The sequence below is a fragment of the Nostoc sp. genome, assembly GCF_036917375.1.
In the GTDB taxonomy this organism is placed as follows: domain Bacteria; phylum Cyanobacteriota; class Cyanobacteriia; order Cyanobacteriales; family Nostocaceae; genus Nostoc.
In genome coordinates this window covers 1-24,722 of sequence record NZ_JBALDN010000113.1, presented here as the reverse complement: position 1 = coordinate 24,722, position 24,722 = coordinate 1, and the positions used below count along the sequence as shown (strand labels likewise).

General features: G+C 40.4%; 18 protein-coding genes and 1 pseudogene. 2 read left to right on the top strand and 17 right to left on the bottom strand.

Annotated features, from left to right (window positions below):
• Nucleotides 1-122 precede the first annotated feature (122 nt).
• The 6 genes and pseudogenes from V7K45_RS31165 to V7K45_RS31140 all read right to left on the bottom strand — a co-directional run bounded on the left by V7K45_RS31165 (nucleotide 123) and on the right by V7K45_RS31140 (nucleotide 7,777).
• Nucleotides 123-863 carry a DUF3891 family protein gene (locus tag V7K45_RS31165; protein WP_335009583.1) on the bottom strand — a complete coding sequence of 247 codons (741 nt, stop codon included), beginning with the start codon at nucleotides 861-863 and terminating at the stop codon, nucleotides 123-125.
• A gap of 324 nt (nucleotides 864-1,187) precedes the next feature.
• Nucleotides 1,188-1,880, bottom strand: a complete 693-nt coding sequence (locus V7K45_RS31160; protein WP_335009581.1) for a manganese catalase family protein — start codon at nucleotides 1,878-1,880, stop codon at nucleotides 1,188-1,190.
• 165 nt (nucleotides 1,881-2,045) lie between these two features.
• A pseudogene (locus tag V7K45_RS31155) lies at nucleotides 2,046-2,346 on the bottom strand (GlsB/YeaQ/YmgE family stress response membrane protein).
• 563 nt (nucleotides 2,347-2,909) lie between these two features.
• Entirely contained in the window at nucleotides 2,910-4,292 is a 1,383-nt protein-coding gene (gene hemN, locus V7K45_RS31150; protein ID WP_335009579.1) for an oxygen-independent coproporphyrinogen III oxidase, read from the bottom strand.
• A gap of 111 nt (nucleotides 4,293-4,403) precedes the next feature.
• The gene (locus tag V7K45_RS31145) at nucleotides 4,404-5,120 is read right to left on the bottom strand and encodes a biliverdin-producing heme oxygenase (protein ID WP_335009577.1); all 717 of its coding nucleotides are present in this window, start codon (nucleotides 5,118-5,120) and stop codon (nucleotides 4,404-4,406) included.
• 401 nt (nucleotides 5,121-5,521) lie between these two features.
• Nucleotides 5,522-7,777 carry an FdhF/YdeP family oxidoreductase gene (locus tag V7K45_RS31140; RefSeq protein ID WP_335009575.1) on the bottom strand — a complete coding sequence of 752 codons (2,256 nt, stop codon included), beginning with the start codon at nucleotides 7,775-7,777 and terminating at the stop codon, nucleotides 5,522-5,524.
• A gap of 421 nt (nucleotides 7,778-8,198) precedes the next feature.
• On the opposite strand from V7K45_RS31140, the gene V7K45_RS31135 reads away from it, so the two are divergent.
• The gene (locus V7K45_RS31135; protein ID WP_335009573.1) at nucleotides 8,199-10,436 is read left to right on the top strand and encodes a DUF1796 family putative cysteine peptidase; all 2,238 of its coding nucleotides are present in this window, start codon (nucleotides 8,199-8,201) and stop codon (nucleotides 10,434-10,436) included.
• Between the two features lie 766 nt (nucleotides 10,437-11,202).
• Nucleotides 11,203-11,406, top strand: coding sequence for a hypothetical protein (locus V7K45_RS31130; RefSeq protein ID WP_335009571.1), 204 nt, complete (start codon nucleotides 11,203-11,205; stop codon nucleotides 11,404-11,406).
• 6 nt (nucleotides 11,407-11,412) lie between these two features.
• On the opposite strand, the gene V7K45_RS31125 is transcribed toward V7K45_RS31130, so the two are convergent.
• The 11 genes from V7K45_RS31125 to V7K45_RS31075 all read right to left on the bottom strand — a co-directional run.
• Nucleotides 11,413-11,865 carry a hypothetical protein gene (locus V7K45_RS31125; RefSeq protein ID WP_335009569.1) on the bottom strand — a complete coding sequence of 151 codons (453 nt, stop codon included), beginning with the start codon at nucleotides 11,863-11,865 and terminating at the stop codon, nucleotides 11,413-11,415.
• Nucleotides 11,866-12,212: 347 nt separating this feature from the next.
• The gene (locus V7K45_RS31120; protein WP_335009567.1) at nucleotides 12,213-12,593 is read right to left on the bottom strand and encodes a hypothetical protein; all 381 of its coding nucleotides are present in this window, start codon (nucleotides 12,591-12,593) and stop codon (nucleotides 12,213-12,215) included.
• 340 nt (nucleotides 12,594-12,933) lie between these two features.
• On the bottom strand, nucleotides 12,934-14,409 hold the full coding sequence (locus tag V7K45_RS31115; RefSeq protein WP_335009566.1) for an amidase: 1,476 nt from the start codon (nucleotides 14,407-14,409) through the stop codon (nucleotides 12,934-12,936).
• Nucleotides 14,410-14,467: 58 nt separating this feature from the next.
• Nucleotides 14,468-15,955, bottom strand: coding sequence for an acyl-CoA synthetase (locus tag V7K45_RS31110; RefSeq protein WP_335009564.1), 1,488 nt, complete (start codon nucleotides 15,953-15,955; stop codon nucleotides 14,468-14,470).
• Nucleotides 15,956-16,101: 146 nt separating this feature from the next.
• Nucleotides 16,102-17,082 (bottom strand): magnesium transporter CorA family protein, encoded by a 981-nt coding sequence (locus tag V7K45_RS31105; RefSeq protein ID WP_335009562.1) that lies wholly within the window; start codon nucleotides 17,080-17,082, stop codon nucleotides 16,102-16,104.
• Nucleotides 17,083-17,302: 220 nt separating this feature from the next.
• Nucleotides 17,303-19,363 (bottom strand): tetratricopeptide repeat protein, encoded by a 2,061-nt coding sequence (locus V7K45_RS31100; protein WP_335009560.1) that lies wholly within the window; start codon nucleotides 19,361-19,363, stop codon nucleotides 17,303-17,305.
• 463 nt (nucleotides 19,364-19,826) lie between these two features.
• Entirely contained in the window at nucleotides 19,827-21,683 is a 1,857-nt protein-coding gene (locus tag V7K45_RS31095; RefSeq protein ID WP_335009557.1) for an aspartate kinase, read from the bottom strand.
• A 120-nt stretch (nucleotides 21,684-21,803) separates the two neighbouring features.
• Nucleotides 21,804-22,373, bottom strand: coding sequence for a Uma2 family endonuclease (locus tag V7K45_RS31090; RefSeq protein ID WP_335009556.1), 570 nt, complete (start codon nucleotides 22,371-22,373; stop codon nucleotides 21,804-21,806).
• Nucleotides 22,374-22,546: 173 nt separating this feature from the next.
• Nucleotides 22,547-22,747, bottom strand: coding sequence for a hypothetical protein (locus V7K45_RS31085; protein WP_335009554.1), 201 nt, complete (start codon nucleotides 22,745-22,747; stop codon nucleotides 22,547-22,549).
• The gene (locus tag V7K45_RS31080) at nucleotides 22,731-22,895 is read right to left on the bottom strand and encodes a type II toxin-antitoxin system HicA family toxin (protein ID WP_335009552.1); all 165 of its coding nucleotides are present in this window, start codon (nucleotides 22,893-22,895) and stop codon (nucleotides 22,731-22,733) included. The genes V7K45_RS31085 and V7K45_RS31080 overlap by 17 nt, the downstream gene beginning before the upstream one ends.
• 793 nt (nucleotides 22,896-23,688) lie before the next feature.
• Nucleotides 23,689-24,722: tetratricopeptide repeat-containing protein (locus V7K45_RS31075; RefSeq protein WP_335009550.1), on the bottom strand; the 1,034-nt coding region annotated here is incomplete at its 5' end.

The following is a 24,722-nucleotide window of genomic DNA, read 5'->3' as shown; positions in this document are numbered from 1 at the left end:
TCTTACCCTAGCTCGGATAGTGCCACTTTGTTTCCAACTTGATTGCTGATCGGGCAAGTCCGCTTGTCAATAGGGTTTGAGACGCGCTAACCCTGAGCTAAATAGCTGTAAGCTTTATGGATCTAACTCTTAACAAATGTCCACTCTAGTACCTCGATCGGCGCTTCTTGTAGTGCTTTAGTTAATTCGGTGCTGCTCTGAAATTTCACCTGGGAGAGGCCGCAGGCTTCGACATTGACTGTGAATTTATTGTCTTGGAAGGGCCAGGGTTTAATAACAACCAAGTTATCACTGCGCTGCATGATGTCATAGCGATCGCCTTCAGGGCCCTTGCTAATTTCTAAAAACCGCTCATCGTCAGGTAGTTCTTGCTGACAGAGAATAAGCGAAAGGCGATCGCACCATTGCATAAATGCATAGGCTGCATCAACTTCCTCCTTTTTGATGCCCAATTCTTTGCGCCAGCGTTGCTGATTTTGAAGTTGCTCGTCTAAAAGTTTGTCTAATTTTGGAGACTTACCCCGGCTTGACTCATTTAAACGGCTGATGTGCATAGAAATTAATAGAGCTACCCATCGTCCACGGTAAAGGGCATTCTTTACCAAATTAGCCAATTTATCGACACTTGCATCTAAATCGGCATTTGTGGCGAGCATGAAGTCCTTTGGGGCACCTGCTTCAGTTAGAATATCTTCTTCCCACTCTTTTTCTAAGTCATCGTGATGAGAAATTGCAGCTATTGTTTCATATAACCTTGCTGGCGCATCTTTACGTCGCCATTGTCCAGCCAGTTGAGCAGCTAATAAAGCATGGGCACGATGATAAATGACTTCCCAACCAGTTGGCGTAGCGTTGACAATCACAAGTCAATCTCCTGATTCTGAGTTTTGATTTTGAGTTGAATTAATTTCTGAAGTCAGAAATATCGGGGTAGAAATTGAAGTAGGGGCGCAAGGCTTTGCGCCCCGACGATAGGTGCGGTTCCAATACATAAAAATTGCTTTAAATAAAAATCCCGACTTTTTAGAAAAGTCGGGATTTTTTTTGCTCACTAAATGTAGCTCAACAGCCCAACATTTTCTAAAGAAGGTAAGCTATTTGCCCACCAGATTATTGGGAGTTGTTCAGAACCTGCCAAAAACCTTTTCGCTCAAAATAAACCTATATTTTGACTGCAATCTATGCAATTAAGAATGGCTTTCTAGCGGATTAGCAACATATTTGAATGTTGGCTCGGAATTCCAAGGGCCACGCTCATCTTGGCCATTTCCGTTTGTAGATAGATTGTAGTAGAGAGCAACAGTTTCATCTGGCTTAATATTACCAAAGAATGGATCTGTCAACTTACCTAGCGAATCTAGAGCTTTCATAAACATCTGAGTATGAGAAATTTCTCGTGTTAACAGATGGACTAAAGTCTCTTGGGTTCCCTTGTCGGTTGCCAACTTAATCAATTCTTCGTAAGTCTGACGAGCGCCAGCTTCAGCAGCAACGTTAGCTCTTAAATCACGCACTACATCTCCACCCTCATTCAAGTAATTTGCAGTCCAAGCATTACCTTGACTATCTAGAAAATGAGGCCCAATTCCTCGGACTGCAAAAAGAGTACTCTTGTAAGCCTCTGTTTGATCCACATTTTTGGTATGAGCTTCGATGAGTTTACCAACCATTTCTAAATGGCTGAATTCCTCGATCGCAATGTCTTGGAGCATATCTTTAATGCCAGCATTTTCGACATGGAATGATTGCACCCAATATTGAAGTGCTGCACTAAGTTCTCCAGTAGCTCCGCCAAACTGCTCTAGTAGCAACTGAGCAAAACGGGGGTTTGGTTCACTAACGTTAACTGCATGAATAGGCTCTTTTTTGTGGAAAAACATAGATTTACACTTCCCAAGATTATGATGTTTCAGAATGAATTGATTTATCTTTTAGTCTTTTTCCAGATAGAGCTAATTTGATGTTTTCTAGCTTGTTATACTGGCGAACTAAAAGATTCCAAAAGTACAGTAGTTATTTCAGAGATGATAATTGCCAATCAACGATTATGCATTGCTGCTTCTTCTGATTAATCCCCATAGATAAATAGCAATAATTGCGCCAAGCACAGCCACTAAAATACTAGGAAGAGTTAAACCAGCACCAGCAGCAGTAATTTGCAGAGTTCCGGTTCGTAGCAAGGTAAATAGACTTCCATCGACGAAAGCACCAATGATACCCAATATCATTGTGGAGAGAATTCCGCCGCCTTGATAACCAGGATAAATAGCTTTAGCGTAGGCGTAAGCCCGCCGTAGGCATCGCACCTGCCAAAAGTCCTAAAACTATCCAAGCAATAATACTCATAACCGCCTCAACAATCTCACTTATATCTAAGTTATCAACTCTAATTCCAAATTCTTTCTACCAGATGGGGTAAATGCTAAATCCAAAAGTTATACAAAATAATTTATATTTTAGATTGAATGAAAATTTGCGTTTTCATCTTAGTTTTAAATAAAACTGTTTGCACATTTTAAGTTATAAGTCATTAAAAACATCTAAATTCTGGACATAATTATTGTGCGTAAAACTAAATTTTAATTGATTAATCAATCTCCTCGATTTTATCTCTACCTTAAGGCATAACATTTACCTCTAACTTTATGGGGATGTACGCAAAATATTTATTCATAATTTTTTTAAAAAATATAAATAATTAACTAGGCTTTTTGTTGTAGATTTTTTATTTAATAACTTTATTCCAATTGCCTTTTGACTGCCTATCCCGCTTACAGTGCGCTTCATGCACCACGCAAGTAAGTTTAAACATAAAATTGGATTGCTATAGTCTTAATAATATCCCCTCAACTTTCATTTTTAAGGTAAATTGAGGGGATAATATGTGGTAAAGATTTGCAGAAGCGATATCAAATAGCGCGGGAGAATTTTGTCTCTCGCGTTCTTGTATGAGTATCAAATATGACGGCAATATTTCTTACTAGTAATCTACCGATGTCGGTAATCTGAATCTGATTTTTTGATAAACTGACTAGACCATCGGCTTCTAGTGGTTTTAACGCCTCTAGTTCCTCAGAGAAATATTCATCAAAACTGATATGATATTTGTTTTCAATATCTTGCTTATGAAGCTGAAAATGAGACATAATACCCATAATCACATCCCGTCGAATAATATCATTCTGAGTGAGTTTGATACCTTTACTAACAGGTAAACTACCTGCTGCCAGTGTTTGATAATAATCCTTTAACTCCTTGTGGTTTTGAGCATAAGCATCTTCTAACATACTGATGGATGTGGAACCAAAACCAAATAATTCTGTCTCAGCGTGGGTAGTATAGCCCTGAAAATTGCGTTTGAGAGTACCATTACGTTGAGCGATCGCTAATTCGTCATTAGTTTTAGCGAAATGATCCATGCCAATAAATAGATATTGGTTATTCGTCAATTCTTCAATGGTCATTTTCAGAATCTCTAACTTTTCCTCGGCTGGGGGTAGCGCCTCTTGAGGAATATTTTTTTGTGTCGGTTTTAGCCACGGTACATAAGCAAAGTTAAAGACAACAACTCGGTCAGGATCTAATTCAATCGTCTTTTTCAGCGTCTCTTGAAATGTCTCACGTGTTTGATAAGGTAAACCATAAATTAGGTCTACATTCACACTTTCAAACTTAGCTTCTTTGATCCAACTCATGACATCAAAAAGCATTTCTTCTGGCTGGACGCGATTGACAGCCACTTGAACTTGGCGATTAAAATCCTGAATGCCAAAACTAATGCGATTAAATCCAATCTTTCTCAGAAAGAAAATGTAGTTTTTATCGATATACCGGGGATTAATCTCAATTGAGATTTCTGCTTGGGGATCGATGTTGAAATAGCGATTGATATTTTTCCATAAAAATTCTACTTGGTGACGCTCCAAATAATTAGGAGTACCACCTCCCCAGTGGATTTGCAGCACTTTTCTATCGGAATCGATTAAAGCTGCGGTGTTTTTAATGTCTTGAACCAAAGATTCCACGTAAGGTTTAGCAATATTCTTGTTGTTGGAAATTACTGTATTACAACCGCAGAAGTAGCAAGCACTTTGGCAAAAAGGGATATGGAAATACAAAGAAAGAGGGGTTTTGCGTTGATTCGATGCGGCGATCGCGGCCTTAAAATCAGTTTCAGTGAATGTTTCGCTTAACTCTGTAGCGGGTGGGTAACTGGTATATCTAGGTGCGCGAGTGTCGTACTTTTGAATCAGATCCAGATCGAACTTGACACCAGGTAATAGAAAAACCATTGAGTTGCTTTCCAATGAATGAAGGGAGTAGGTAGAGACGCGATTAATCGCGTCTGTGGGTAGTGGGGCGATGATTGGGAAATAACCAATGACAAATGACAAATGACAAAATCAATTAGCCGCAGCTATTTCAGTGCTACCTGAATTTTGAGAACGAGTGAGGTTATTAAAGAGAACTTGACCGAGTGCTTTAATTAAACTTCCCTCTAACTCTTGAGCCATCTTTAAATTGAATCCAAAGGCATTATTAGCTTCTGCAACAATCCGTTCTGCTGTTATATCATCAACGGGTAATGCATTTAATGCCTGACGATACTTATCCTTAAATGCCTTTTTGTCAGGAATTTGCTCAAAGTTGTAAAAGGATGTGCCTTCATAGCCAGAAAGCTTTAGGGCTGACTGAGCAACTTTTTGTAGCATTTGACCCCCAGAAAGATCGCCCATGTAGCGAGTGTAGGCATGACCTAGCAATAAGGCTGGTTCACTAGCAGAAATTTCCCGAATGCGCTCAATGTAGCTCTGGGCAGCAGGTGAGATTGTAACTTGCTCTCTCCAATTATCCCCATAATAGAACACCATGTCTTTTTCAAGTGAAGATTGGCGATTAAGTTCAGGAAAGTAAACCGCACTAATCACAGGATGCTCTCTATGGCTCTCTAATGCCGCTTCTAGTTCGCTGTAGACGTAATACAAGTTGCTTAAGAATTTAGCGAAGCAGTCTCTATCCACAACTCCTTGCAAAAAACATTTCATGAATGCCACATTTTCCGCTGATGTGTGGGCTTGTTGAGTTCCAGAGCGCAGTTTGATGGCTAGATTGCTACTCATTGTTGCTTCCTTCATGTTCAAACGCAAGGTTTATCGGCGGTCATCGACTCATGATGCTTGCCACGACCAGCTAAAAAATTGTTATTCTAGGTTGAGAAAGGATCTGCATCACTTTATCTGGCAAATACAACTGCCGATGCAAATCCCAGGTATTTTTATTTCTCCTAAGATTATTTAACTCTTAACTTATATATAACTATTAAGATATTAATATTTATTTATGTTTTTATGATGCTTGTATTCAGGCACATCCCAGTTGAGTAGTAACAAAAATGGTTGTGGAATAAGCATTTAAACTCTTCTGAAACAACGGGTAATAAGTTTATTTATCACAATTTACTCTCAATAATTTAACTGATATCTACAAACAACAAAAACTCAAAGCCTGGATTGGCCTGTTCTTAAATAAATTGAGAACCTATAATACAAACTGGAACTCTTTTATAAGCAGGTGTGCCACTTTGCGGATCGATTTTTGCTTTAAATAAAACATTAGCTTCAGGATAAAACATAAAAGCTACACCTTCAAGAATCGCTCCACAAATAATTTCAATATTGTCTAATTCTTCCCGATCTCCTTTCACTATTACTCGCTGATGCTCCTGGAATCCCGCTTTTTTGACATCTAGAGAATTCATTAAAATACAGTGACGATGAGGCATACCTCGATATTTATCTTCACTGCGATAAACTACAGTATTATGTTGACCATAGCTGCGTCCTGTTCCTAAAATTACTACAATTCCTGGGTGATTTTCTGGCACACCAAACGCTGCTTTAGTTGGTACCGATAATTGCGGCAAAGGTGTGACAAACATCTGTGCTTTACCATTAGGTGTGGGAAATTTCGGTTCATCTATAATCCGCCCTTCAATGATAAACTCCTGCTTGCTTTGGTCAATTGTACCAATCTTCTCATAGCCAGGAATAGTTTTAGCAATTAATTCTCTAACATAAACTGTATCTTGCAGCTTACGCCAATTTATCGGTGTTTCACTATGTAAACGATGAGCAATTTCTGTGATTAATTCTATTTCCGAAATTAAATCGGCATTAGGTGCTTTTAAATGACTTTTACCTTCATTATTTAACCGCACAAAATTATTACCCGATTCAGTTGTTGTTTTATGAGGATTTTCAAAACGATTGAATACAGGTAATATTAAAGTTTGCTGTTTCGCTAATCCGTGGAAATGTCCTAAGTTTGGTTTGGTAGCTACATAAAATATGGTTTCTATTTGCGATAATGCCTGTTTTACTTGCTGTAAGTCTGGGTTAGCTGCATACAAATTTCCTCCTAAACAAAACAGTGTATCGACCTTTCCTAATTCTGCTGCTGTGATTAAGTCACGAGTATGATAGCCAGGAGTTTCATTTAAAGTTTTTCCTAATAATTGAGATAGTGCTTGTTTGATTTCTTCTCGCAAGTTTACAGTAACACCCATTGAACCAAAGCCTTGCACATTGGAATGTCCTCGAATGGGCATTGTCCCAGCACCAATTTTACCAGCGTTACCTGTCATTAAGGCTGTATTAGCAATACTAAAAATATTATCCACACCGTTAGAGTGTTGAGTTATCCCCATTGCCCAGGCAAAAACTACACGCGTTGATTTACCAATTATATAAGCTGTTGCTGTAATTTCTTCTTGGGATAAGCCACAGGTACTAGTGATATTATCCCACGATATATTATTAGCGTAATCTACAACTTCTTGCCAGTTTTGTGTATAGGATTTCAGATATTCTATTTTAATCAAATTCTGTTCAATCAGAGATTTTTGTAAACCTACAAATAATGCAGCATCACTTCCAGGAATTGGTTGTAAATATAAAGAAGATATATCTGAACCTCCTGTGAGTAAAGATTTGATGGGAAATGCAGGAGACGCAAATTTAACTAAACCGATTTCAATTTGAGGATTAATAATAATTACTTTCCCGCCTCTTTCCCGCAATTCGATTAATTCGTTCATCAATCGTGGATGATTTGCAGGGGCGTTAGAACCAATTAAAACTATACAATCACTATGTTTTAAGTTTTCTAAACTCACCATCGATGTACCTGAGCCGAAAACTTTTTTTAACCCCACTGTTGAGGGTGCGTGACACAAATCTGAACAGTCTGCTAGATTATTACTACCTAGCGATCGCATTAATAATTGTAGTAAATAGGCCGCTTCATTAGATGAGCGTCCAGAACTATAACTAGCAATTCGTGCTGGTGGGAAACTAAAGGCTTGTGTCGCGATTTGGTAAACTTCTTCCCAGCTTATACGTTGATAATGGGATGAACCCGATCTGAGAATCATAGGATAACTTAATCTACCCAAGGAATCACATTCTTGAGAAGTCAGTTTTTGTAATTCACTAATGCTATTTTCTCGGAAAACATCTTGCTTAATTCCTGGTTGCAATTCCGCAGCGATCGCCTCTACACTTTTAGCACAGCGTTGTAAATATTCTCCCGCTTCATTAACAAAGCCTCCTTTTTGTCCACCCGTGCCCCAAGCACAGGATAAACACGCACTTTTATGATTAAGAGTTTGCCATAATTTTAATCCTTGTGATGAGAGAGTTTTTTCTACCCAATACTGAATCACAGGTAAACCACCCCCAGCAGGGGAGCTAGAATTGTTTTGAGGTAAGTTATCCATACTTAGCTAAATCTCAAGCTTAACTAATTATTATTATTGCTAAAAATTATTTGTAAGTATTAATTTAATTTGAAACTATTTGTAACACTTACGTAGAAATGCTTTTCTTGCTCTAACTCTATAAAAGAGAGCGATAGAACCAATTTAACTTAATCTTATCCTTTTTTTGATTTGTTCTTAGTTGTGTTAAGACTTTTAATGCAATATATTTTATTAAATTAGTATTATATTTTCTATCAAAATCCAATTTAATTGTTGAAAAGCTAGGGCCCTGATAGCTTTGAGTTCTATTAATCAAAGCTTCAGCATACATAGAATTATTGATACCGGACTATTATATTTCTATGTAATATTGTCAAAACAGGTTTAAAGATTCAGCCTGAGTGTTTGGTATCGTACTCCTTAAATCAGGATCAACTTTATGTATCGATTCGAGATCAATGCATACACGCAAACAGGCGAATCCATCGGTCTTGTCGGTTCCATTCCAGAGTTAGGACTGTGGGATATTAGTAAATGTGTTCATCTGCGTACAAGTGGCGATCGCTATCCTTTATGGTGGACAGATGAAATTGACATTCAAGAGTCAGGCGGTCAACAGAGAGTTGAATACAAGTATGTGCTACTCGATGCAAACGGCAATGCACAATGGGAGAGCTTACTAGATACAAACCGATGGATTCCGATTGACTCTAGCGATCGTGCCAGCACAATTATTGTGGATGATGGCGCATTCAGTTATTTACAAGCTTATCCGTTCGGATATATTGAGAAGCCTGCTGTTAAAATTCCCCTGGATAAAAAGTCTAAAAGTTTAAAAATCGTAGTTATTGGTAGTTCCGTTGCATTAGGTCATAAAGCTTGGTTTTTGAAAGGTTGGGTTTGGCTGTTGGCACAGGCTTTACAGCAAAAATATGGGTACAAACTTGTGAATGTGTCAGAAGTGGGGGCAAATGTCAGCAGAACGATCGCTAGATTTCCTTGGTTTGTCACCCCAGAACAACCGGATATCGTCATCATTGCCTTGTCTCTAGGCAACGAAGGGTTAGCTTACTGTTCCCCTCACGAACGACGAGCAGTACAGCGACGGTTTGAAAGTGGCTTGCAGCAACTTGTGAAAATGACGCGAGACATCGGGGCAATTCCAATTCTGGGCGGAGTCTATCCCAATGGCGATTATTCTCAGGAACATTACTGGCTGCTCCGAGACACACACAACCGGATGCTAAATTGGGGCGTACCTGTACTGAATTGGTTAGCAGCTGTAGATGATGGACAAGGAAGATGGAAAGCGGGGACATCCTTCGATCCGGCTCACCCGAACACAGTTGGCCATAGCCTCATGTATCAGCAGATCGACCAGCAACTATTCGATATTGACAAAGACGAATTAGCAAAAGAAAAACAACGCTTCCGCGAGCCGAATGAATTTCCCATTTACTTTGACAATGCGGGCTTTTGTATCTCTGTCTGTATGGAAGAGAAGCGTTTACGGATTGTTAATACATCAAAATACAGCTACACGATCGCTCCCTATTGGCAAGAACTACAAACTGCACTGCAAACTAAGGCTGGATTGATATCAGGTATTTACATTGCGAAGTCTGTCAAGCCGGGGACGCTCCCTTTCTTGGCTGTAGAGGATGGTGCGATCGCAACTACAATAAACATCCCCCCAAATACCGATTTAGAATATAGCCCCGCCTTTAATCTCTTTTCCCCGAACAACGTTTTATTCGATGACGGACATTTGGGGATTTTGCAAGCGGACGAACGCCACCTCTGGGTAATCAACGAATCAGACAGCGAGTACAACATCCAGCCGATGTGGACGGAGGTTTGCAACGCACTTAAAGCTATGCCATCGGGTGTTTATGAAGATCCGCTTTATCCCGATGTCCCCTTTCGCACGATGATGATTGGTAAAGATGGGCTGGAAAGCCGGGTAAAAGCACCACCTAAGTCTGCGGTATTTTTCCAATACAAATGTGAGTTATCGGATATCAGCCGTGTGGCGATTCTTCCCCTTGGCGATCGCTGTGCCGTCCGGATGATGTTGTATAAAATGGAATATGATGGCCCCGCCTTTCCCTTCGATTTGACGCGCACCACTAATATTGCAGATGTTGCGGATGCGATCGAACACGGTTTTGATGATATGTGGAACCCTGCTTTTTTGCACTACAGTCCCGATGCAGGTAGAATTTACCACGCTAAATGGTCGGGTTTATCCTTTGCCCATGAAGTTGAGGAGACAGACGACGCTGTTCAAGATATGTCTCCCGTCTATGAACGGATGCGGGTTCGTTACACGGCACGCGCTGAAAGGTTTTGGTATACACTGCGGCACTGCGACAAAGTGCTTTTTGTTCGCACAGGAATTAGCGATCGCGGTGGTGCGATCGATTTAGTCAACAAGCTGGAAAAACAATGCCAGGGGAAACCATTTCATCTGTTGCTGCTTTCTCCCCAAAGCGGTGATGAGTTTTTAGACCTTCCCAATGTGCTGCACTACAATGTCGAGTTTAATCCCGATCGCATGTATGACGATTTGGGACATTGGATGTACTGCACACAGGTAATGCGAGGAATTCTGGAATCCCTTGGTGTGTCCAGTAAAAACCTCTTTTGGTGTCCGCCAAAAATACCGAAGGGGTGAAAAATTAGTTAGTGGCGTACTCATTAGACCTCTTGCAAAAGTAACTTTTGCAAGAGGGGGGAAAGGGAAAAGGTTAAAGGGAAAAGGGTTTTTATTAGCCCTTTCCCCTTTTCCCCTTACCCTTTTCCCCACAAATGCCAAGAAGTCTATTTGCTATTTCGGCGTACTCATTTATTATTTCGGAGTACTCATTTGCTATTTCGGCGTACTCATTTGCTATTTCGGAGTACTCATTTGTTATTTCGGCATATTCATTTGCTATTTCGGCGTACTCATTTGCTATTTCGGAGTACTCATTTGTTATTTCGGAGTACTCATTTGTTATTTCGGCGTACTCATTTGCTATTTCGGAGTACTCATTTGCTATTTCGGAGTACTCATTTGTTATTTCGGCGTACTCATTTGCTATTTCGGCGACTGGGTTGTTTGAGTTTTTTAACTTACCGTGAGTTGGTTATAGCGCAATAGGCTTGGGTTAGCGTCAAAAACCATAAACTGCGTAGGTTGGGTGGAGGAACGTAACCCAACATTTTCGCGGGTTTGTTGGGTTGCACTACATTCCACCCAACCTACAATTATCCTTAACGGGACTTAAACAAAAATTAAGCCCAAATAAAGCCCAGACTGGCTTTGTAAGCAGCAAATACGTCCCGATTCAGGGTCAAGCAATCAAAAAATCGACTCATAAGCCATAGCACAACTAACCACAAAGTTAGAAAATCTTAGTGATAATGTAAATGAATTAACAGAAAATACTAATCGTGTTTTGGCTCGTAGTGCTGTGCTGGATGATGTGCTTTTAGAATTAAAGGACTTTCACGAACAACATCAACAAAATTTTGAAGACCATCAAATAAACTTTGAACAGCATCAACAGAATGTTAATGACCATCAACAAACTACAAATGCTGCTTTGAATTCTTTAGAGGCGATATTACTACAGTTAATTAGAATATTTCCTCAGCAATAATAATTTTTAAAAACTAAATTGTAATGGGGTGGGACAATAAAATGTAAATTCTAAATCTCCTTTTGTATTTACAATTAAAGGCATTTTTCGCACACTATAGCCAACATCATTTAAATCAGCTATAGCATCGTTACCCGCCCATATTCTATTAGGAACTCCTGACTTGGGTACGGTTTCTGCGTAAATATAAAAAGGTACTCCAACTATTTGGCGAAGTACGACACCATTAGCTTCTAACCGTTTTTCTTCATACGGTTGAAAGTAATACCAGGCGTGTGCATGTTGAGGGTTTTCAGAGTCTTTATGATAAACCAGAAAACGTATAGGATATTTGCACCTGCTATTGGCATATAAGTACCGCCTATCAAAGTCCTGTGCATGAGCTAATTCCATTAAGAGCGCTCCATTGAAGATAAACCCGATTAGCATTGCACTAGTAATGTTGAATAAACTTTTCATGTATAGCTCCTCAAAAAGAATGTGTAGAAAAATAGTTAAGTCATCAAATCTTACATAAAGCCTAAAATACCGTATTTTGATGCTGATTTGCTGATTTTGATAAAATATTGTCTAATTCGCATATTTCCGCAATTTTAAGCTAGTCACACTATTACAGTGTTAAATAATTGAAATAGAAACGATAAATCCTTCTTAGTGGGATTTTAAGAAGGATTGGAGGTTATAAAATGTAATCTTTGATGGGCAGTGGCTATGGTTCGGTAGAGATAATCTTCAATATCCCGATTTCTCTAGTTTCTAGTTCTGGGCTGGTTTGTTGTATTGTTAAATTTGGTTAAATAAAAGAGTTATAAGTCACAAGCAGCCCTTGCAATATTTCCCGCAATTGTTCCTTTTGGGAATCCACCACCATCAGATTCCCAGTTAAAACCATAATATTCTGATTTGATATCATAAGGCGCACAAGCTGCAATTGAACGATGTTTTCTAGCGTCTCCTTTAGTAGAAAGGTAGAATATTACATGCCGCCATCCAGAATCTGTTTGGTATTCACTGCGGTTATCTAGATCTACTTGGTAGATTATTTCATTATCTTTGTCAATCGCAGCAGTTACTAGCTGTTCAGCAGAAGCTCTAAATGTGATTCCTAAAATAGACGATAAAACAAATAAAGAGTTAAGAAAAACGCGCCTCATAATGTTTTTGAGTGTAAGTAACAATAAAAGCATACAGGTATATTTGCAACTAATTAAGTAAAAATTTTTTAAAAAATATGTATAAATAGTAAGATAGTGTTTCTAATCTTAAATCATTGACTAGGAGCAAGCCTTCGCTTTTCAAAGGGCACTCGTAGATATGATTGCTCTGGCTGTTTATGCTTTTGAGAAATGAAACTGATTTTAAAACTTTAGAAGAGCTATGTCCTTCCCATTTGTTGATTGGTTGACTCTCAAGAGTGACCTGTTTGTTTCTTATAAAGCCAGTTTGGGCTACATTTGGGCTTGATTTTTGTTTAAGTCCCGTTAACTAAATTAAGTTATAACGGTGAAGTTTAATTGCTGCCATTCCTCAATAGCCTAATGGATGGCGGAAATCACCAACCACTTTATCGAGTTCTTGAGCGATCGCCAACAACTCCATCTCACGCCATCGTTTGCCAACAATTTGGATTCCAATCGGTAAGCCATTATGATGCCCTATGGGAATAACCACCGCCGGATGACCACTCAAATTAAATGGCATAGTGTAAGCTCCGTTTGCCACCGCATGAGGATAGGATTTGCCCTCAATATCAATGGCACTCCAAGCCGGACAATGGGTAAATGCAGGGGTTGCTGTTACAGGAGTGAGCCACACATCCCACGCTTCTAAAGCTTCATCCATTTGAGCAATGAAGCGATCGCGTTCGGTAAGTGTCTCGAAATATCCTTTGAGACTGGGATTCAAAATTTCTGGCAGAAAGCTGCTGAAATTCCCCAATTTTCGGAGTTTTTTGTCGCCTTGAGTTGCTGTGCGAAAGAGTAACTCTAAGCTGCGTAGCACATTATAGCGATCCTTGGGTTGGGCGTAGTTGTTGATATATGCTTCCATCCTTCCGCAGAGGTTCCACACTGTCGATAAATCAAAGTCTTTGGGAAGCCAGCGTTCAACATAACTACCTGCTTGAGCGAGTTTTTGTACGACTGTTTGTATTGCGGCTCGAATTTCCGCAGCAACGGGAACCTCCACCCATTCATCAATCCAAGCAATTTTAAGATCCTGCAAAGACTTGCCTGATGGAGTATCAAGGGGAATCGGTGGCACATCTGGGCGACGTAGATCCGCACCGGCGATGAGTGAGAAACAAAGGCGAATATCTTCGAGCGATCGCGCAAAACAGCCAATAGTCAACATTTGTCGCAAGCATAGCGGCATTCCCGGTACTTCAGGGATACTTCCGGCGGTGGAAATACGGCGATCTGTTGGCTTTAAACCATACACGCCGCAGAAAGTTGCAGGTTGGCGCACAGAACCTGCAATATCGTTGCCTATATCTAATGCTGAAAGTCCGGCTGCAACGGCAGCAGCACTACCTCCAGAACTGCCACCTGCTGTATAGTCAAGATTCCAGGGATTATTTACCCGTGGAAACAGAGAATTTGTACTTTGAAAATCACCAGCCAGTTCTGCCATGTTGGTTTTTCCCAGGATAACGGCTCCTGCTTTTCGCAGCCTGGCGACAACGGTGGCATCCTGTTGAGGAATGTAGTCTTTGAGAGGAATGTAACCTGCTGTGGTACGTAGTCCCACTGTTTCAAAGATATCTTTGATTGTAATCGGGACACCGTGCAGAGCGCCCCAGTGTTCTCCTCTAGCTAAAGCTTCATCTGCAAGCTTTGCTCTGGCACGAGCATTGTCTTCGTCTAACGTGCAAATCGCATTCAGCTTTGAGTTGTGTTTAGAAATCTGCGCCAAGTAAGCATCGAACACTTCCACAGCAGAGACTTGGCGATCGCGAATCATCTGGGCAAGTTGATGAGCGGGTAGAAAAACTAAGTCACTCATAAATCGATTTCACTTGATTGCTCTTTTCAATCTAAAATCCAAAATTTTGTGACGATTGCTATGCTTCAAATAGCTCAACCACCGTCGGCTTAGTAACTTTCCCCATCGCGTTGCGCGGTAATTCTTCAACTATCAAAATTTGGGTTGGCACTTTATAAACTGCCAATCGCTCTTTTGCCCAACTCCTGAAAGCTTGTAATGTTAAAGGTTGTGAGCCTTGCAATACTAACGCAGCACAAACCCGTTCACCCCATTCTAAATCAGCAACCCCAACCACTGCACATTCCTGAATATCTGGATGCGATCGCAGTACTTCTTCAATTTCTAAAGCGGAAACTTTATATCCTCCGGTTTTGATGATATCCACACTCATCCGTCCCAGAATTCGGTAGTTGCCGTTCTCCACTACGGCGGTGTCTCCAGTACAAAACCAGCCATCTTGGAAGGCTTTGGCGGTTGCTTCGGGGTTTTGCCAATATTCGAGAAACACTCCGGAGCCTTTAACTTGGATTTCTCCTGGTGTCCCAGTTGGAACTAACTCTCCGTTCTCATCTACTAATCTCACTTCAACTTGAGGTAGTGGCTTGCCGACATATCCAGCCAACCGTTCACCGTGTAAAGGGTTTGATAACGCCATGCCAATTTCAGTCATACCATAGCGCTCCAGCAGAAAATGGCCGCTAATGGTTTGCCACTTGTCTAAAACTTGAACTGGTAATGCTGCCGAGCCAGAAACCATCAAGCGCATCTTAGCACAGCCTTCTGACATAATTTTTTGGCGTTCCTTAGAGGCAGTTTCCCAAGCCGCAATTAGCTTTACATAAATCGTTGGTACTGCCATAAATAAGGTTAACTCACCGTCACAAATTCGGTTCCAAACGGTTTCGGCATCAAACTTGCTCAATATATGGCATTCTGCCCCAGCCCATAATGCACAAGTCAGGACGTTAATAATTCCATGAATATGATGTAGTGGCAGGATATGTAAAATGCGATCCTCCGATGTCCATTCCCAAGCGGTGATTAAGCTAGTTACTTGTGCTTGAATATTTTGATGGGTTGTAACTACACCCTTGGGTTTACCTGTTGTACCACTAGTGTAGAGAATTAAGGCGCGTCTAGTGATATCTATCTCTGGGAGGCGATTAACGTTATGTGGGAGCGTTTCTGAGGTGAGGATAAATCGCAAATTGTGTGCTTCGGCGAGCGATCGCAGTATATCCTCAAAATTGGGATGAGCAATAATAATTGATGCTCCAGAATTAGTAATTACATACTCCAATTCTGGACGTGGGTGGGAAATACACAAAGGTACAGCTATACCACCAGCCCGCCAAATTCCCCATTGAGTGGCTACATACTCAAACCCAGGCGGAATGAGAAATGCAACTCGTTGCTCTTGTAAATCTTCTGCATTTTGAAGAAGACTTGTTGCTATTTGACTGGAAGTGTGAAGCAAATCTCGATAGGTAAATGCTCTGTCTTTTGTCGCAATTGCTGTTTTTTCGTTATGTTCTTCAGCACGAATAATTAATGGTAGATTCACGTTTATTTGCCGATTTAGGGTTGATTCAGTCTACTTAAAAAAATATAATATATAGAAATTGTATTTAATTTGATCTGCACCAACAGACTCAGATAAATGACTTTTTTAATAAATCGATAATCTTGTTATTAGTAACTTTATATATCCTACAACCAACGTTGTTTTTTTGCATAGGCAATACTGCCAATCACAATTAATGCCATCATACAGATCACCACAGGGTAAGCAAAAGGTTGTTCTAATTCAGGCATATTTTTGAAGTTCATACCATAGAAACCAGATATAAAAGTTATTGGCAAAAAGATGGTCGATAAGATAGTCAGGCGATTAATTCGTTCGCCTGTTTTACTCGCAATATTATCGCGTTGAATTTCCATTAATTCTGACATCCAGGCTCTTATCGCTTGATATTCTTGCCAGAGTCTATCAACGTGATGAACCAGTTCTTGATTGAATAGTTCCTTCACTGGCTGGCCGATCCATTGGAAATCTTCATTATTCATAATAGCCATAAGTAACTTGATGCTTTGAAAATTACGGCGTCCAGAACGAGTAGATTGCCTCATTGTGGCAATTTTTTGGTAGGTTGATTCATCACCCGAATTGTCTAAAACTTCATCTTCTAAATCATCAAGTTTCCTCGAAATATAAGTAAATACAGTTTCGTAATTATTCAAAATATCTTTAAAAATGAGATAAAAAAGATAGTCAATTCCCAATTTATGAATATCTAAAGTTCGCTTTTGGAGATTATTAGCTAAAATACTTAAAATTTTTAGTTCAGTTATTTCAAAAGTTATGATAAAATTATTTCCAACCACAATGTTGCCACGCACAACCTCAAACTCATTATTTTTTATTTGAGAACTTAGGATTTCATAGCTGTCAAATAAGCAATCTTCTACATCTTCATCAATTCCTACAGGGGAATGGTTGAAAATCATGTTAACACGAGATGGATTGAGTCCAAAGTGCTTGATAATTCTGGCTGTTCCAGTGCGATCGCGGAAGTGAACACAACGCAACCAAATATTGTGAGAACCATCAATTCTTTTCAATACCGTATCGACATCTCTATGGGTAAATATTTCCAGGTTATCTGAATGAAAAGTTAGGAGAATTAGCATATAGCAATCCTAATTGAGTCGTAAGAAAATGCTGTGACTCATGGAAATTAATCAGGACTTTAGTCCTTGTTTTATAAGCACTAAAGTGCTTACTACAAACCATCAAAACTAGCTTGCTCAAGTAATAGTCGTAAATTTGTAACATAAAACACATTTAAATAGCACAATCACTCTCTAAGAGTTTTGACTGTTGATAGTCAAGACTATATTGAGTCGTGACTCAATTTTTTTCTATTTTCCCAGATTTAGGGCGCGTAATTGGGGCTGGCGCTGAATTATTTTGTAAAATTGCAATTTCCCGCTGTGCATCTTGATAACTATCTTTTTCGCCTTGCTGTTGAAATAGTTTTGCGGCTTTTTTGAAATCTGCGATCGCACCCAGTTGATTTTTCTGCTTGGTGCGAATAACGCCCCGGTTATAATAGGCTAATGCGTTGTTAGCATTAATTGCGATCGCTCGTGAATAATCCTGATTTGCAGCTTTTTTATTTCCCAGTTCGAGATAGGCGTTACCCCGGTTGTTATAAGCTGCTACATTATTAGTATCTAGTTTTAGTGCTGCGGTGTAATCTTCAATAGCGCCTTTATAATCTCCAAAGGAAAAGCGGTGAATACCTCTGTGAATGTAAGCAGCAATAAATTTAGGATCGATTTGTAAAATAGTATTGTAATCTTCAGTCGCTTCTACATTATTTCCCAGATCGCTGTAAAGATCGCCACGATTAAGATAAGCTTCTATGTATTTGGGATTGATGTTGATTGCATCTGTGTAATCTTTAATTGCTTCATCTTTTTGTTTATTAATAGATTGAGTTAAACCCCTTTGATAAAAAGCTTTAGCATCGCTAGGATTAATCTTAATTACTTTATCAAAATCTTGGATTGCTTCAAGTCTTTGTTTGAGGCGACGGCGAAGAATACCTCGTTGCAAGTAAGCTTCAGTATACTGGGGTTTAAGAGCGATCGCTTTGCTAAAATCTTCAATTGCACCTTTATTATCCTTCGATTGAGCACGAGCTAATCCTCGTCCATAGTAAGGGTATGCATCTTTAGAATTTAACTTAATTGCTTGAGTATAATCTGCGATCGCTTCTTTGTATTTGCCTAACGCTGAAAAAGCAAATCCTCGGTCAAAATAAGCATTAGCATCTTGAGGATTGAGTAAAATAGCTTGACTAGAATCTGCTTGTGCTTGCTCGTAGTCTCCTAATCGATAATAAGCATCACCTCGCCGATTATAAGCTAAAGCGTTTTGCGGATCTAATTTAATAGCCTGATTGAAATCTTCAACTGCTCCTTCATAGTTTCCTAACTCATATTTATTTACGCCTTCTTGGTATAATGTCTTTTGAGCATTACTTACAAGTTTTGGCGATCTCAATTGCCACGCTGCAACACTAAGGGTAATACATCCAGCTATTCCTGCTAGAACTAGTAATAATTTTTTCTGTTGCTGTTTTTGTCGATCGTCATCAACATTTATTAACTTTTTCAGGTCGTCTAAAACTTCCGTTGCATACTGGTAGCGCTTACGATAATCAAAACGCACCATTTTATTAATAATTTTTGCTAATTTTCTGTTAACTTTGAGATTTTTGTCGCGCCAAACTATTTCACCTGTCAGCTTATTTTTCTGACTTCGCAAATTAGATATTTCCTTTGTAGGTAAACCTTTCAGTGCGGCGATCGCAACTATACCTAAAGCATATATATCACTGTTGTATTTGAGGTTGCCGTTAATTTGCTCTATAGGCATATACTCAGAATTGTCAACAGTATTAGCGATCGCTTCATTAAAAGTACCCAAATTCACCAAAACTAACTTTTTATCTGATTCACGGCGAATAATATTTGCTGGTGTAATATTTCGATGAATTATGCCATAGCTATGTATAACAACCAAAGTTTCTAATATCTCTGACAAAAGAGTAATTACTTGGTCTTCCTTGAGAAGTTGTCCCTGGATAATTTCGTCAGTTAAAGGATTACCAGGTATGAATTCTTGGACTAGATAAAATTCTTCATTTTCTTCAAAAGAAGCAATGAGCTTTTGAATTTTATCGTGTTCTTGTCCGAGTTTTTCTAAAGTTGCTGCCTTACTGTCAAACAAGCGGCGTAGGATTGTTAAAGCTTGAGGATTGCTATTCGGAAGAGATAACTGCTTTACTACAAATTCTTCACCATTAAGATTAACATCTTCAACTAGATAGGTTTTCTCTTTTTCCCCATCATTGAGAACTTTTAGTATTTGATAATGTCCATCTAGTAAATGACTATTCATCAATATAAAATTATAGTCTGATAAATTGTTCGATTATAGCTTACGTGTTATTATTACTGATTTTTAAATATAAATATTTATTTATTAAGCAACTTCAAATGAGATCGAGGCGCGGGCTGCTACCGCGTGTATATTGCAAAGTCCCTCTCCCAAGCTTGGGAGAGGGATTTAGGGTGAAAGCTCATTGATTCAGATTTTACCAAGAAGGGGAAAAGGGGAAGGGGAAAGGGGGAAAGGGCACAGAATTTAGAACTTTTCCCCACAAGGTATAAAGCCCACTTTGGCTACGCTCAGTGCATCGCCTGTTTTTAAATATGGAGAACAAAAAAAGAAGATTTTTGAGACACGTAGTGCGTTCGCCCTTGGCGTCTCGCAGAGAGAAAAATCAGTGTCCATATTTGAAACCCCTGCTTTTAAGTTACTGGTTCCCTTTCCCCTTTCCCCTTTCCCCCTTTCCCTTTCTTCATGCTGGCACGACAAATTTCTCGCTACCAGCCAGTTCAAAGGCTGCATGAATGGCTTGCAAAGCTTTAACACCTTGTTCTTGCGCCACAACACAACTAATTTTAATTTCTGAGGTGGCAATCATTTGAATATTAATTTCTTGTTGGGCTAAAGCTTCAAACATTTTAGCGGCAATACCTGGTTGTCCTACCATACCTGCACCGACAATACTCACTTTAGCGATCGCACTATCTAAAACAACTTCACCCCATCCTAACTCTGCTGCTACTTGAGTAAGCATTTTTTTGGCATTTTCCCCGTCTATCCGCGAGACAGTAAAAGCAATATCTCGTCTCGGAACACCATCAATCACCCGGCAGCGCTGAGATTGGATAATCATATCAACACTAATATTATGCTGCGCTAATAATCCAAACAACTTCGCCGCCATCCCTGGACGATCTGGTAATTGGCGAATAGCAAGACGCGCTTGATTCAAATCGAGAGCAACGCCGCGAACGGGAGGACAATTGGGCAGAGGGGCGGAGGGACGGAGGGGCAGAGGGGAATCTATGCACGCACTCTCCCCTGCTTCCCTGCTCCCCTGCTCCCCTGCTTCGATCTCAAAGGCGGTGCGGAGTGCGTTGACGGCGCGATCGCATTCTGCTGCATTTACTACACAACTTACTTTCACTTCGCTGGTGGAAATCATTTGAATATTTACGCCTGCTTCAGCTAATGTGGCGAACATCTTTGCAGCAACACCAGGACGGCCAATCATTCCTGCGCCTGCGATGCTGACTTTGGCAATGTTATGTTCTACCATTACCTCGGCTTCGTCAGATTTTGGGTTAGATTGACTTCTCAGTGCTGGGGCGATCGCTGTTGCTACTGCTTCTGCCCGTCTTAATATTGGTGTGGTGACAGTAAAGGCAATGTCATTACTGTTACCTTCATGAACTGATTGAATAATCAAATCTACGTCTACTTTTTGCCGAGAAATTTCACCAAATAACCTTGCTGCTACACCTGGTTTGTCAGGTACGCGCAACAAAGCAACCTTCGCTTGGTCAGTGTCAAATTCTACAGCATCCACTGGACGGGCAATTTCTAAATTGATCAGCGATCGCCCTTGGGGTTTGGCTGATGTCACCCAAGTACCTGGTTGATCTGTCCAACTAGACCTAACTACAAGGGGAACGCCATAGTTACGGGCAATTTCCACAGCACGGGGATGTAGCACTTTTGCACCCAAGCTAGCTAATTCCAACATTTCATCGCAGGTGATGGCATCCATCAACTGAGCTTCAGCAACTAAGCGGGGGTCTGTAGTGAGAATACCTGGAACATCTGTATAAATTTCGCAAAAATTCGCTTTTAATGCGGCTGCGATCGCTACTGCTGATGTGTCAGAACCACCACGCCCCAAAGTCGTAATTTCCATCTCTCCGGCGCTAGAGATACCTTGGAACCCAGCTACTACAACTACTTTACCTTCATTTATGTGGCGAGTTAGGCGAGTAGTTTCAATATGCAAAATCCGAGCGCGGCTGTGTTCGGCTTCGGTAACAATTCCTACCTGAGCGCCAGTCATGGAAATTGCGGGTTGTCCGAGTTCCTGCAAAGCCATGCTGAGTAAGGCGATGGTTACTTGTTCGCCAGTAGAAAGCAGCATATCCATTTCCCGGCGATTAGGATTTGGAGAAATTTCAGTAGCTAGTTTGACGAGTCCATCGGTGGTTTTGCCCATTGCCGAAACCACTACGACAATAGAGTTTCCAGCTTTAACAGTTTTATAAACACGCTGTGCAACAGCTTGAATACGTTCGACTGAACCGACAGATGTACCACCGTATTTCTGAACTATGAGCGCCATAACTTTTTTTTAATCAATTGTGCCTGCTTTCATCAACGCTTCCGCCTGGTAAGGAAGCTTTCAAGGCTTATCAGTTATATAGTTTACTAAATATTGCGTCGAATACTCTATAATAATTGATTATTCAAAAACTACATCTTCGTAGAGTGTGGTCATTGTTTCCTCAAAATCCACGCTATTAAGTCGAAATGATTGATGCTCTGCTGTATAAGATTGTAAAACCCACAACCCTTGTTCATTGCGTCGAAAACACTCAACTCGCTGACGTTTTGTATTAATTAAAACATACTCTTCCAGACTTTCGAGTGTTTGATAATCGGCGAATTTATCGCCTCGGTCAAAGGCTTCGGTAGAATTAGATAAAACTTCGACAATTAAACAGGGAAATCTTTTATAACCAGGCGTTTCTCGATCTCGTCGATCGCAAGTAACCATCACATCGGGATAATAAAAGCGATTCAGAGATTCGATTCTGGTTTTCATGTCAGCGATGTAAACACGACAATCAGAGCCGCGCACATGATTACGGAGGAGAGCGAACAGGTTTCCCGCAATGGTAACGTGTGGATCTAGCGCTCCAGCCATTGCGTAGATGTAGCCGTCTATATATTCATGCTTGATATCGCTCTGTTCCTCCATTTGGAGGTATTCTTCAGCAGTAAGATAGTTTTGTTGGGGCGAGGCTATCATAGTTGAACCTTCAAGGTTTGAGTGATATTTATTGATGGCAAGTATATTTTATAATCCAATACGTTTCCGTTAAGGCAAGAGACGCGATAAATCGCCGTCTTTACAAGAATGAATCTTTTGTAGAGACGGCGATTTATCGCGTCTTTAAGAGCGATCGCTTGTCGATTTACACTTTAAAGTAGAGTCTCATTATCTTGATATTCTTTGATTTTGGCATATAAACTGGCAACTGTTTCTGGAGCAAATAGCTTTTCTTTAACTTGCAAATACTCGCCTTCACTGAGTTTACAAGCCGCCCAAAATTTCATTACCTTCGACGGTTCTAAGTGGCAGTTAAAAATTAGGTGATAAACCCGCTTATTTACAAATTTCATTAGCAGTAATACGATCAATGGTACGATGCCGTTTTACCGGAAGAGTTTTGATATCATTAGTATATATAGAATGATTTCCTCCTTCTCTTAATAAATAAAAGCCATTTTGCTCTAAGTATTTAATTAGCTCTTTTCGTTTGACTGACACACTCAGACCTCTATAGGAATTTGTTCCAGCAAAGAGCCAGCTCTGGGAATTTCTTTATTTTGTTGACGATAGGCAAGAACCATTTACTTGGTTGCATCTTGTAACATAGCTCTACATTCTTCTATGGTTTCTCCTTCTGTGATGACTTCTTGCCATTCAAGAAGTTGTCCCATATATCCGCTATTAGTTTTTGTATATTTTGCAGTGTATGTAATTAACATTGCTATGTTTGTGAAGATAATTATATGATTTATCGTAGCTGATTTTTTGTTGTGGGAGACATTGCTCTTCATCATTCATAACTGCATAATAGCGATCGCCTGTAGATTACACTTCTTTTATAGAGCGATGTCTCCGACGGGCTACGCCTACGCAAGCTTTCGGCTCAATATATATCAAAATGAATGCGTGAATTACTCAAATGAGAAAGCAAACTGGGGTTTGAGAAAGTAAAAGCTGCTTTTGCTTGCGGAAAACACTAAAATGTGAGACTAAAAGCTGCTTTTGTTTGCGGAAAACACTAAAATGCAAGATTAAAAGCTGCTTTTGTTTGTGGAAAACACTGAAATGCGACATTAAAAGCTGCTTTTGAAGAAGTAAAAGCTGCTTTTGTTTGTGGAAAACACTAAAATGCGAGATTAAAAGCTGCTTTTGAGAAAGTAAAAGCTACTTTTGAATAAGTAATCAGGCATTTTTACTTATTCAATATTAATTTTAGTCTAGGCGATACCTTCGGTAAGCTTCGCTAACGCACTTTTCAGTTTTATTACGGTACGCTTTGCACAAAACTAGCTTATTCTGGATTTGGGGGGAGGCGATCGCGCAAATATGCTAAATTATTACGAACAGTAACAGTGTTAGGATGATCCACCCCTAACCGTTGCTCACAAATATCTAAAGCTTGGATGTCAAGGGGTTCGGCTTCGCTGTATCTGCCTTGGGAGTCGTAGAGTGCCGCTAGGTTGTTCAGGCTAGAGGCAACATCTGGATGTTCTTCACCCAGCAGCTTGCGCCTGAGTGCTAAAGCTTGGATGTAAAGGGGTTCGGCTTCGCTGTATCTGCCTTGGGAACGGTAGAGTGCCGCTAGGTTGTTGAGGCTAGTGGCGACATCTGGATGTTCTTCACCCAGCAGCTTGCGGCAGAGTGCTAAAGCTTGGATATAAAGGGGTTCGGCTTCGCTGTATCTGCCTTGGGAGTTGTAGAGCAACGCTAGGTTGTTGAGGCTAGAGGCGACAGATGGATGTTCTTCACCCAGCAGCTTGCGCCTGAGTGCTAAAGCTTGGATATAAAGGGGTTCGGCTTTGCTGTATCTGCCTTGGGATTCGTAGAGTAACGCTAGGTTGTTGAGGCTAGAGGCGACAGATGGATGTTCTTCACCCAGCAGCTTGCGCCTGAGTGCTAAGGCTTGGATATAAAGGGGTTCGGCTTCGCTGTATCTGCCTTGGGAACGGTAGAGTGCCGCTAGGTTGTTGAGGCTAGAGGCGACATCTGGATGTTCTTCACCCAGCAGCTTGCGCCTGAGTGCTAAGGCTTGGATGTAAAGGGGTTCGGCTTCGCTGTATCTGCCTTGGGAGTCGTAGAGTGCCGCTAGGTTGTTGAGGCTAGTGGCGACATCTGGATGTTCTTCACCCAGCAGCTTGCGCCTGAGTGCTAAGGCTTGGATGTAAAGGGGTTCGGCTTCGCTGTATCTGCCTTGGGAGTCGTAGAGTGCCGCTAGGTTGTTGAGGCTAGTGGCGACATCTGGATGTTCTTCACCCAGCAGCTTGCGCCTGAGTGCTAAGGCTTGGATGTAAAGGGGTTCGGCTTCGCTGTATCTGCCTTGGGAGT